Here is a 10,842-nt window from a genome sequence, read left to right as displayed (position 1 = left end):
GACATCGCCAGGCTTTTATTTAGCACCAAGCGCTAACCAATGCGGAGCGGTAGTTCAGTTGGTTAGAATACCGGCCTGTCACGCCGGGGGTCGCGGGTTCGAGTCCCGTCCGCTCCGCCACTTATTTTTTGTTATAGAAAGTGAGAGTCGTCTCATTAAAAACGAACTGCAGGGGTGTAGCTCCAATTGGCAGAGCAGCGGATTCCAAATCCGCGTGTTGGGAGTTCGAATCTCTCCACCCCTGCCATTATTAGAAGCCTCAGTCGAAAGACTGGGGCTTTTTCACATCTGTCGTTTGGCTAGTTGCTGCAATCCTCAATTGGCAGAGCAGCGGATTCCGCCAATGCCAAAAATCAGTGCGTGTTGGGAGTTCGAATCTCTCCACCCCTGCCATAATTAGAAGCCTCAGTCGAAAGACTGGGGCTTTTTCACATCTGTCGTATGGCTGGTTGCTGGAATGTTCAATTGGCAGAGCCGCGGATTCAGGCAACACAAAAAAACAAGGCCACATCGCTTATTGCTGTGTGGCCTTAATTATTGTATCAGCGCTAATCAACTAATACTTATTCAGCAGTTTCTCCGCATTCTGTTTGTTGAGCTTCAACGCCTTTTAGACGCAAAGTCATGTCCTCTAATGCTGTTATTTTTTGCTGCTTAGCCAGAGCAAATTGAGAAGCTTTTTCACGCAGTTCTTTTTCGTCAACTAGCCATTCTCGTTGTTCTTTTGCCAGTAGTTGATGAGTGCTTGGTTTTGAATGCAGGACCAGTTCATCAGGAATCAGTGAATGTACGCCTTCGATGCTAGGTTTGGCTTGTATACGTATTTCACCTGCTTGTAACGAGGTGCGGAGCATTGCTGGCGCTGTTCCCCATTCGACTAATCTTGGATTCGAACTCATGCGCTCTGTCGAAATCAATTCGGCTTCACCCAGTACCGTAAAAGTAATACTGTTTCTTGCTAAGCGTTTGATGTTACCGCTTTCGTCAGTCACTTCAGCGACAATAGTGACTAACTGGGAACCGTCTGCGACGATAGGTGTGCTTTCATCTAATAAGCGTAGGCGTATACGCGTCGGACGCCTTGCCGGATACTTCACCTCACGACAAACCACTTCGCCGTCAACTAATCCTTCAGCAACAAGGCAAGCCTCTTCAAACAGATCTGCACGGTGTTTATCTTTTACCGTCATAAAGTCATAAGCGTTTTTAAATACGGCAGGTTTAAATGGTATGCCTGTGGTGGTGTTTTTGACTGAAATGGTTCCCACTTCAACACCACAGAAAGTTAATCTAACTTGGTCTGCATTACTGCACACGATGACGTCTGAAGGAGAAATAGGCGTCATTTCATGCAGAATCGCAATGTGATAGCCGCTTTCAGCAATAGGGTGTTCCACAAGAGGATTACGTTGGCTGCAGAACAGTTCATACGCGTATTTGGGCTGACGGAATGCATCCATGATTCCGCCCCAGAACTGTTCCGGATGATAACCTCGTTGATGGTCAAAGCCATGCCATAGCGTGCCGCCTACATGCTGTCTTGGTGTTTGATAAAGGGTATTAATGCTGGTTGCGTATTGATGACCACCATCTCCAGAGCCGAGAGCATAGTGCATGGCTTGGATAATTTGAGCTTGTTCTCCCCAACTGCGATGTACGCGGCTACTTGAATTATGAGAGTTCCAGTCATCCACATTGTCTCCCCATTCACGGGTAAAGCTGGCCTTGCCTTTGAATAGGTCAAACTCAATATCGTCAGCTGAGAGTTTGTTACTTCTCATTTGATTCGGGTGGGCATAAACCATATCGGAAAACTGTTGGGCTTCAAGGTAGCTATCTAGAGGTACGATAGCGCTATGCGGTTGCTCTTCATGGACGATTTGATAGATATCTTTGAGGAAACTCTCCGGTTGGTGAGTTTCATTAAGAGCGGGTTCGAAAGCCATAACCGATGGATGATTACGATCTCGACGGATCTTCTGTCTGATATTCGATTTTGCTTGTGACACAAACTGCGGTGCATCATTCCAGAATTGCCAACCGATGGAAGGAATAAGAAGCAGCATGCCAAGTTCATCAGCCGCATCCATGAAAGCTGGAGACTGAGGATAGTGCGCTGTTCTGATGACGCGCATGCCTGCATCTCTGAGCTTTTTCACATCATACCAATGTAAGTTGTTGCTCAGAGCTGTACCAACATATGCGTGATACTGGTGACGGTTAACACCAATAAGTTTATCTTCAAATGCTTGTCCGTTGATATATAGGCCATCTTCGCCACGCAATTCGATAGTTCGAATACCAATTCTGATACGGACTTCATCCACTTTTTCTCCTGCCTGATTGAAGAGAGAACACTCTAACCAGTAAAGATGCGGAGAGTCAGGGTGCCAGAGCTTTGGATTCTCAACCGTAATCGACTGTTCTACATGTAGGTTCTGTTGACTGGTCAGTACAACATCTGTGTTGGTCGATGTAATTTCACTCCCTTGCGAGTCAATTAAGCAGGTGTGTAGGGTCAGAGTTGTGTCTTGAAGAGCTTTATTCGCTAAATGGGATTTGATACTTACAGTGGCGCTTTGTGGCGAAACCTTTTCGAAATGAACAAATATGCCGCCGCCAGCAACTTCATCGACTTGATTGGCATGGGTAATGTAGGTTTGCGTTGTGGTATACAGCCAAACATGTCGGTACATACCTCCGACATAGGTAAAATCGAGCTCGGACTGATTTTTACCAGCAGGGAAACTGGAATCATCGCTATTGTCGGCCATTACGCAGATCAGGTTGCTGGAGCCAACGTTCACATATTCGGTGATATCCAAAACCATACCGAGAAAACCTTCGTAATTTTCTCTTACTTTCTGCCCATTGATCCAAATCTGAGATTTGCCCTGAATCGCTTCGAAGTTGATGAAAATACGTTTGTTAGAGAAACCTTCGGACAGGTCAAAGTGTTTGCGATACCAGACTTCTCCCTGATCGTTGATACTTCCGCTGGCATCCTCTGGGAGCAACTCTACACAATGAGGAGCATTGATGATTTCCCACTGGCTGTCATCCAAAGACAGTTCACCCCCTTGAGGATGTGAGCCTTTAAAGAATCGCCAACCAGTACCAAAATTAAACAAATCTCTGGGAGATGATTCAGTGTGAAAGAAACCAGCCGTAGAGAATTGTTGATGGCTGGCACTCACCTTAGGTTTATTGGTTAATGAGCGATGCGATTGGCAAGGTTTGTATTCTGGGGAGCAGAGTTTGGTCATTGATGAAGCCCTAGAGAACGAAAGAGAAACAACGCTTAACCACTAAATAACTTTGAAGCGAGGTAAATAGTTCTTAACGGAGCGTTGAAGGAAAAAGAAACGGTATTTTATTAATTTTTAGCCAATAGACTTAAGGTGCACCGGATGTTATTTCGATGCATTTCATAAAAATAGAGGTCTTTTAATTTTGCTATAGAAGTCAGAGAAAATGGCGAGTTGGAAGAGGTTGTCTGAAACCTGATATCGCGTTTTTAATTGTTACAAATTTGATAAATTTTGTTCTCTTAAGTCGCAGGGCATGGTCTAAGATTTGTTAAGTAAAGGCGAATGATTCGTAATGAACTAAGGACATTTCATGACAGAACGTATTGATACCCTAGCAAGCCAAAACCAACAAACAAGGGAAATACCGCAAGAAGCATTTGACTGGTACGACGAATATGCTCATGGTCTGATCGACCGTAGAGAGTTTATGAGACGACTCTCTGGGCTCGCAGTATTGGGTTTTAGCATGACAGTACTCACTTCTGCTTTACTACCTAATTACGCTTTGGCAGAACAGGTATCTTTTAACGATGCAAAGATCAAAGCCACTTACGTGGAATTTGACTCTCCAAAAGGACATGGCAAAGGACGAGGCTATTTGGTTATGCCTCGTGAGCTGACAGGAACTGCGCCAGTAGTTTTGGTTGTGCATGAAAACCGAGGTTTGAATCCTTACATTGAAGATGTTGCAAGACGTCTGGCGATGAATGGTTATATCGCATTTGCGCCTGACGCGTTATTCCCTCTCGGTGGTTATCCGGGCAATGACGACGATGGTCGAGCGATGCAAAGCAGTATGGATAAAGCCAAGATTGAAGAAGACTTTATTGCTGCCGCAATGTTTATTAAGTCCCATGCCAATAGCTCTGGCAAATTGGGTGCTGTCGGATTTTGTTTTGGTGGCTATGTGGTGAATATGCTTGCTGCCACGATGCCAGATGCTCTGGATGCCGGAGTGCCTTTTTACGGGACGCCTGCAGCTGAAAGCATTCGTTCCAATGTCAAAGGTCCGTTGTTATTGCAGTTTGCAGAACTTGACCAGCGAGTGAATGCTACATGGCCTGATTATGAAAAAGTGCTGACGGCAAACAAAGTTCCATATACTGCGCACGTATATAAAGGCGTTAATCACGGCTTCCATAACGACTCTACAGGGCGTTATAACGAAGAAGCAGCGGAATTGGCTTGGGAACGCACCTTGACCTTTTTCGGTGAACATTTAAAAGCATAGTAAATGGAATCAAGTGGCTCTTGTATTGAATGTTAAGACCTGAACTTTGATACAAGAGCCATTACTTACTATCGCTCCCTATTTTTGAAGCTGTTATGATGTTCAAAAAGAAGGAGTAAGTTATGCCACATTTTCGTTTCCGCGCTGTAGAACCTCAAACAGTGCAAAACTTGTCAAAACCTCTCACGGATTCACTTCAGTCTTTGATGAATTCTCCTCGTGAAGATTTCACTTTCGAATATATCTACACCACTTTCTATGCAGAAGGAGAGGTGACAGCGGCATACCCATTCGTGGAAGTATTGTGGTTTGATCGTGGGCAGGAAGTGCAAGATAAAGTGGCAGCCATTGTGACCGAACAAGTGAAAGGCATTGTTGGTCAGGATTCAAATGTTGCAGTCATCTTTACCGCTCTAAGTCCTGCGGGTTACTACGATAATGCTCAGCATTATTAAGGGGTAAGTTGATGAATTCCGTTATTGATACGATTTTAAATCATCGCTCGATACGTGCTTTTAAAGATACTCCGATTACTCAGCAACAGTTAGACAGCATTATTAAGTCAGGAATTGCGGCTTCCAGCTCAAGTTTGCTTCAAGTGGTTTCTATTATTCGCGTAACCGATAAAGAGAAGCGCCAGAAGCTGGCTGAGCTATCTGGCAACCAACATTACGTTGCTCAAGCGGCTGAATTTTTGGTGTTCTGTATCGACTATCAACGTCACTATGAAATGAATCCAAATGTGAAGCCTGAGTTTATGGAACTGACACTGATTGGCGCAGTTGACTCGGGAATCATGGCGCAGAACTGCTTGTTGGCTGCCGAATCAATGGGGCTGGGTGGTGTTTACATCGGTGGTCTACGTAATTCACCAAAACAAGTAGATGAGCTACTGGGATTACCTAAATACAGCGCAGTGCTGTTTGGCATGTGTCTGGGGCACCCAGACCAAGATCCTCAGTTGAAACCGCGTTTAGGGGCGGATGTGATTGTTCACGAGAACAGTTATCAGCCTTTAAATAAAGATGCGGTTGCTGAGTACGATCAGACGATGATTGAATACTATCAAAGTCGTTCGAGCAATGTGAAACAGCAAGGTTGGTCGGATCAAATCACTGCTAAGCTGAGTCAGGAATCGAGACCGTATATGCTTGGTTATCTGAATGACAAAGGTCTAGCTCAGAAATAATTGAGATTAGAACGCAACAAAAAGCCCAGTCACTGACTGGGCTTCGTTTTAAAGTGTTTAGAGAGCGATTACGCTAATCCCTGAATAATCACAAACTTCTCAAGCAACTCTTCTTCCGTTTCTACATGCTCCGGATCCGTCACGATACAGTTGGTGATCGGGCATACAGACTGACATGTCGGAATCTCGTAGTGTCCTTTACACTCTGTACAGAGGTTTGGATTGATCTCATAGATGTTGTCACCCATAGAGATTGCTCCGTTAGGACACTCAGGCTCACACATGTCACAGTTAGTGCATTTCTTTGTGATCAATAACGCCATGGTTACTTGCCTACTGGGTTACGAGTATCTTGTCCAGCATTCAGGTTACGCATCAGTAGCGCGTAGTTAAGATCCATGTCTTGAGGCACTGGGATATAAACAAAGTGACCGTTGCCTTTTGCGTCATCAACCGCTTCAGCTTTACGGTTTTCCATTGCTTCAAGAGTGAATACAACGTTTCCTTTTGGCGTCATCAGTTCTAGGCTGTCGCCAAGCATGAATTTGTTCTTAACTTCTACTTCAGCCATATCGCCACGGCGCTTACCTGTAAACTCACCAACGAACTGTTGAGCATCAGACACTGAGTAGCCGTAGTCGTAGTTTTGGTATGCATCGTGAGTGTGACGGCGTAGGAAACCTTCTGTGTAGCCACGGTGAGCTAGGCTTTCCAGAGTATTCATTAAGCTATCATCAAATGGTTTACCTGCAACTGCGTCATCGATCGCTTTACGGTATACCTGAGCTGTACGAGCGCAGTAGTAGAAAGACTTAGTACGACCTTCGATCTTCAATGAGTGAACGCCCATCTTAGTCAAACGCTCTACGTGTTGAACTGCACGTAGATCTTTTGAGTTCATGATATAAGTGCCGTGCTCATCTTCGTAAGCCGCCATTTTTTCTTCTGGACGGTGAGCTTCAGACAGAAGTACAACTTCATCAGAAGGTTTGCCCAAACCGAGTGTGTTGTCAGGACGTTCTTCCTGAACTTCAATTGCTTGTGCAGCATTTGGATCAAATTCTTCTACGATTTGACCGGCTTCGTCTTCTTTGCCTTTTTCTACTTTGTATTCCCAACGACAAGCGTTAGTACAAGTACCTTGGTTCGGGTCACGTTTATTGATGTAACCTGAAAGTAGGCAGCGGCCAGAATAAGCCATGCAAAGAGCGCCGTGGACGAAAATCTCAATTTCCATTTCAGGGCACTGTTCGCGAATTTCTTCAATTTCTTCTAGAGATAGTTCACGAGAAAGAATGACACGCTCAACGCCTTGCGTTGACCAGAATTTTACTGTTGCCCAGTTAACCGCGTTTGCTTGAACAGAAAGGTGAATAGCCATTTCTGGGAACGCTTCACGAACCATCATGATAAGACCCGGATCAGACATGATTAGAGCATCTGGGCTCATATCGATTACAGGTTTAAGGTCGCGGATGAAGGTTTTTAGCTTTGAGTTATGCGGTTGAATGTTGCATACCACGTAGAATTTTTTACCTAGAGCATGAGCTTCGTTGATACCGATCTGTAGGTTTTCGTGGTTGAACTCATTGTTACGTACGCGCAGGCTGTAACGAGGTTGGCCAGCATAAACAGCATCAGCGCCGTATGCGAATGCGTAACGCATGTTCTTAAGGCTACCCGCTGGAGATAATAGCTCTGGTACAAAAGTATTTTCAGTTGTCATTGTTTGTTTCTCAATCTGATCACAAGTCAGGCCAATACCACCTGATGGTATTGGAAGGGGCGCAAATTTTACGTCAAAACGTGAGCTGTGCCTAGTAAAGATTAAGAATAGAAGGGGAAGAAAAGTAGGGAAAAACTGACTCCGCGAAGGCAGAGTCAGAAATGAAGAAATTAAGCGTCAGCTTGTGGAAGACCACCAAGCACTTCAAACAGATTTGGTAGAAATGCTGAGAATTCACCGCACAGTAGAGATAAGTCAGCATCTAGGCGAGCTGCTTGATCTTCACGAGGAATATCTTCGTTTTGATCTTTGAGTTCATCGCTGTATTGAATGCGTTTAATACTGCAATCTTCAGCCAACACAAAGCTCAAACGGTCTTGCCAGCTTAAGGCGAGTTTAGTGACCACTTTATTCGCCTGAATATGGCTTAGAATTTCATCACTGGTCAGTTCTTGTTTTTTACAGCGAATTACAGCGCCATCGTCTAAGAACGATTTCAGTTCGGCTTCATCAAGCAACTGGAAACCTTGTGGCAAGTTGCCGTCTTTTACCCACTCAGTCAGTGTTGTTTCTACTGCCACTTCAGGAATGGCAGGAACAACAGGCAGGCTGCCCATACTCTTACGTAGTAGTGCCAGCACATCTTCCGCTTTCTTATAGCTGCTTGCGTCAACCAGAATCAGACCTTCTTTTGGCATGATCAGAACGTAAGTTAGATGGCTGCGGCTAAAGGCACGAGGAAGAAGATCAACAATGATGTCATCTTTGATGTTGTCTTTTTCTGTTTTCTTCAGCGGGCGACCTTCTTCCGCTTCCATCAATGCGACTTTCTCGTTAAGAGAGTCTTTAATCACTGAAGCGGGTAGCATTTTTTCTTCTTTCTTGGCGCAGATGAGAATGCGGTCTTCGCTAACGTGAGTCATCATGTCGCCGTGTTTGCCTAGTGCGTGAACCCAGCCAAATTTCTGTTTGTCTTGGCTGCCACATGGCGTGAAACGGAACTCTGCCAGTTGTTTTTCTAGCTGATCGGCGTTGAAATTGACTTCGCGATTAACACGATAAGCCATACAGTTTTTAAACCACATATCTTTTCTTTTCCTTGTTCGAAAGGCCAACATGATAGGGGATTTCCCCGTCAATGTCTTAGGCGAAACACAAAAATTATCAACTTATGCCAAGTAATATAAAACCATGAACAAGATAAGAAACTTATATTAAAAATTGTTTGCAATAGTCACAAAAGTGTCATATTCATTTTTCATAATGCATATGCTCAAGTGACCTCAAGATGCTTGGTTATACTGTTAATTAAAATAAAGGTTATTCAAATATGTCTAGAAGGATTCTAGTTGTTGAAGACGAAGCGCCAATCCGAGAGATGCTTTGCTTTGTTCTTGAACAGAAAGGCTACCAAGCAGTGGAAGCAGAAGATTACGACACTGCGGTAGAGAAGTTAGCTGAACCCTTCCCTGATCTTGTTCTACTTGATTGGATGCTACCTGGTGGTAGTGGCATTAACTTTATCAAACACATGAAGCGTGAAGAGCTGACTCGTAATATTCCGGTTGTTATGCTGACTGCTCGTGGTGAAGAAGAAGATAAAGTTCGCGGCTTAGAAGTGGGTGCTGATGACTACATCACCAAACCTTTCTCACCTAAAGAACTTGTCGCTCGCTTGAAGGCGGTGATCCGCCGAGTCACACCAACCGCATTGGAAGAGCTGATTGATGTGCAAGGTCTGAAGTTAGACCCAGTTTCACACCGAGTGACAGCCAACGATGTCCCGTTAGATATGGGGCCAACTGAGTTTAAAATGCTGCACTTCTTTATGACTCACCAAGAGCGAGTGTACAGTCGCGAGCAACTATTGAATAACGTTTGGGGCACCAATGTGTATGTGGAAGATCGTACCGTTGATGTACACATTCGTCGATTGCGCAAAGCCCTTGAAGATGCTGGGCACGATAAGTTGATTCAAACGGTTCGTGGTGCTGGCTACCGCTTCTCAACGAAAGCGTAAAGAGCTAGGCTTATAAGCGCCAGCCTTGAAAAATAAAAGGCTTAAAAGGATCAAGTTCGAGAGATTATGGTTGAACGATTGACTTGGAAAAAGCTGGCTTGGGAGCTGGCTTTTTTTTACCTTCCATGGATAGTGGTTGGATGGATTTTTGGATATATGCCGTGGTTGCTACTAGCAGCAACGGCTATTCAGCTTGTGTGGCATCTGCATAACCAGTTGCGTTTATCGGCATGGTTATGGGATGAGAAACGCCTGACGCCACCTTCTGGTTCTGGCAACTGGGAGTCTTTGTTTAACGGTATTTACCGACTACAACAACGCCAACGGAAAAAACGCAAAGAGCTGACTAACCTGATTCGCCGTTTCCGTAACGGTGCAGAATCATTACCCGATGCGGTGGTGGTTTTTCGTAGCGAAGGCAACATCGTATGGTGTAACCGCTTAGCTCAACACCTGCTCGGCTTTCGCTGGCCTGATGATTCTGGTCAGCCGATTTCCAATTTGATTCGTACGCCGGATTTCATCAAGTATCTGCAAAAAGATGATTTTTCCGAGCCACTGGAAATGCGCTCACCACTCAACGTAGAACGTATGCTCGAACTGCGTATCGTGCCTTATACCGAAGGTGAGCATTTGATGGTGGTTCGTGATGTCACCCAGATTAAACAGCTAGAAGGTATGCGCCGTAACTTCTTTGCCAACGTTTCTCATGAGCTCCGCACTCCAATGACAGTGCTACAGGGCTATTTGGAAATGACTGAAGACCCAGAAGTCCTGTCTGGGCCGATGTGGGGCAAGGCGCATGGAGTGATGACTGAGCAGCTCAACCGCATGAACAGTTTGGTCAATCAGCTTCTGACTTTGTCGAAAATCGAAGCTGCACCGATGCACGAGCTTGAAGAAGTGGTTAACGTACCTAGCATGCTGGAAATTTTGGAAAAAGAAGCCATCAGTCTGAGCGGTAGTGACGAACACAAGCTCACTTTTGAAGTGGATAAGAATCTTAAAGTACTGGCGGACGAAGATCAGTTGCGTAGCGCGATCTCTAACCTTGTTTACAATGCGGTGAAATACACGCCTCCGGGTGCGGAGATTTATGTCCGTTGGTATCAAAGCCTGCAAGGTGCTTGTCTGGAAGTCGAAGATAAGGGCGATGGTATTGAACCTCAGCACTTACATCGTTTAACTGAACGTTTTTACCGCGTAGATAAAGCCCGTTCTCGTGATACTGGTGGCAGTGGTCTGGGCTTGGCTATTGTAAAACACGCACTATCACATCATGATTCGCATCTTGATATCGAAAGTGAAGTAGGCAAGGGGAGTAAGTTCTCTTTTGTTCTGCCAAAACGTTTGGTCGTACGATGA

General features: G+C 44.9%; 9 protein-coding genes and 2 tRNA genes. 7 read left to right on the top strand and 4 right to left on the bottom strand.

Annotation, left to right across the window (positions count from 1 at the left end; all coding sequences use genetic code 11):
- The first annotated feature begins 43 nt into the window (after positions 1 to 43).
- Positions 44 to 120: transfer RNA gene (locus L3V23_RS18575), tRNA-Asp, on the top strand.
- Between the two features lie 50 nt (positions 121 to 170).
- A tRNA-Trp gene (locus L3V23_RS18570) sits at positions 171 to 247 on the top strand.
- A 316-nt stretch (positions 248 to 563) separates the two neighbouring features.
- On the opposite strand, the gene L3V23_RS18565 is transcribed toward L3V23_RS18570, so the two are convergent.
- Positions 564 to 3,266, bottom strand: a complete 2,703-nt coding sequence (locus tag L3V23_RS18565; RefSeq protein WP_102965335.1) for a sugar-binding domain-containing protein — start codon at positions 3,264 to 3,266, stop codon at positions 564 to 566.
- A 355-nt stretch (positions 3,267 to 3,621) separates the two neighbouring features.
- On the opposite strand from L3V23_RS18565, the gene L3V23_RS18560 reads away from it, so the two are divergent.
- The 3 genes from L3V23_RS18560 (at position 3,622) to nfsA (ending at position 5,731) form a co-directional block, all read left to right on the top strand.
- Positions 3,622 to 4,542: a dienelactone hydrolase family protein gene (locus L3V23_RS18560; protein ID WP_102965336.1), complete on the top strand. Its 921-nt coding sequence runs from the start codon at positions 3,622 to 3,624 to the stop codon at positions 4,540 to 4,542.
- Between the two features lie 122 nt (positions 4,543 to 4,664).
- Positions 4,665 to 4,997: a DUF1904 domain-containing protein gene (locus L3V23_RS18555; RefSeq protein WP_042489593.1), complete on the top strand. Its 333-nt coding sequence runs from the start codon at positions 4,665 to 4,667 to the stop codon at positions 4,995 to 4,997.
- 11 nt (positions 4,998 to 5,008) lie between these two features.
- A complete protein-coding gene (nfsA, locus tag L3V23_RS18550; protein ID WP_102954631.1) occupies positions 5,009 to 5,731 on the top strand; it encodes an oxygen-insensitive NADPH nitroreductase in 723 nt (240 codons plus the stop codon).
- 68 nt (positions 5,732 to 5,799) lie between these two features.
- Here the strand turns inward: nfsA and L3V23_RS18545 are convergent, their stop codons facing one another.
- The 3 genes from L3V23_RS18545 to rdgC form a co-directional block, all read right to left on the bottom strand.
- A complete protein-coding gene (locus tag L3V23_RS18545; protein ID WP_042489597.1) occupies positions 5,800 to 6,054 on the bottom strand; it encodes a YfhL family 4Fe-4S dicluster ferredoxin in 255 nt (84 codons plus the stop codon).
- Positions 6,055 to 6,056: 2 nt separating this feature from the next.
- The gene (gene yegQ / locus L3V23_RS18540) at positions 6,057 to 7,457 is read right to left on the bottom strand and encodes a tRNA 5-hydroxyuridine modification protein YegQ (RefSeq protein WP_102965337.1); all 1,401 of its coding nucleotides are present in this window, start codon (positions 7,455 to 7,457) and stop codon (positions 6,057 to 6,059) included.
- Between the two features lie 170 nt (positions 7,458 to 7,627).
- Entirely contained in the window at positions 7,628 to 8,542 is a 915-nt protein-coding gene (gene rdgC, locus L3V23_RS18535) for a recombination-associated protein RdgC (RefSeq protein ID WP_042489601.1), read from the bottom strand.
- A 245-nt stretch (positions 8,543 to 8,787) separates the two neighbouring features.
- Between rdgC and phoB the strand changes: the two genes are divergently transcribed.
- Positions 8,788 to 9,477: a phosphate regulon transcriptional regulator PhoB gene (gene phoB, locus L3V23_RS18530; protein ID WP_042489603.1), complete on the top strand. Its 690-nt coding sequence runs from the start codon at positions 8,788 to 8,790 to the stop codon at positions 9,475 to 9,477.
- 66 nt (positions 9,478 to 9,543) lie between these two features.
- Complete coding sequence (phoR, locus tag L3V23_RS18525) at positions 9,544 to 10,842, top strand: phosphate regulon sensor histidine kinase PhoR (protein WP_042489605.1); 1,299 nt, start codon at positions 9,544 to 9,546, stop codon at positions 10,840 to 10,842.

The organism is Vibrio sp. A1-b2 (assembly GCF_021726015.1).
Lineage (GTDB): Bacteria > Pseudomonadota > Gammaproteobacteria > Enterobacterales > Vibrionaceae > Vibrio > Vibrio diazotrophicus.
Note: the sequence above shows the minus strand (reverse complement) of the source record. Positions and strands in the feature narration are given on the sequence as shown.

Bases quoted from the DNA above. Each gene is read 5' to 3' on its own strand.
- L3V23_RS18565 (WP_102965335.1), bottom strand. From the start codon at position 3,266: ATGACCAAACTCTGCTCCCCAGAATACAAACCTTGCCAATCGCATCGC.
- L3V23_RS18560 (WP_102965336.1), top strand. From the start codon at position 3,622: ATGACAGAACGTATTGATACCCTAGCAAGCCAAAACCAACAAACAAGG.
- L3V23_RS18555 (WP_042489593.1), top strand. From the start codon at position 4,665: ATGCCACATTTTCGTTTCCGCGCTGTAGAACCTCAAACAGTGCAAAAC.
- nfsA (WP_102954631.1), top strand. From the start codon at position 5,009: ATGAATTCCGTTATTGATACGATTTTAAATCATCGCTCGATACGTGCT.
- L3V23_RS18545 (WP_042489597.1), bottom strand. From the start codon at position 6,054: ATGGCGTTATTGATCACAAAGAAATGCACTAACTGTGACATGTGTGAG.
- yegQ (WP_102965337.1), bottom strand. From the start codon at position 7,457: ATGACAACTGAAAATACTTTTGTACCAGAGCTATTATCTCCAGCGGGT.
- rdgC (WP_042489601.1), bottom strand. From the start codon at position 8,542: ATGTGGTTTAAAAACTGTATGGCTTATCGTGTTAATCGCGAAGTCAAT.
- phoB (WP_042489603.1), top strand. From the start codon at position 8,788: ATGTCTAGAAGGATTCTAGTTGTTGAAGACGAAGCGCCAATCCGAGAG.
- phoR (WP_042489605.1), top strand. From the start codon at position 9,544: ATGGTTGAACGATTGACTTGGAAAAAGCTGGCTTGGGAGCTGGCTTTT.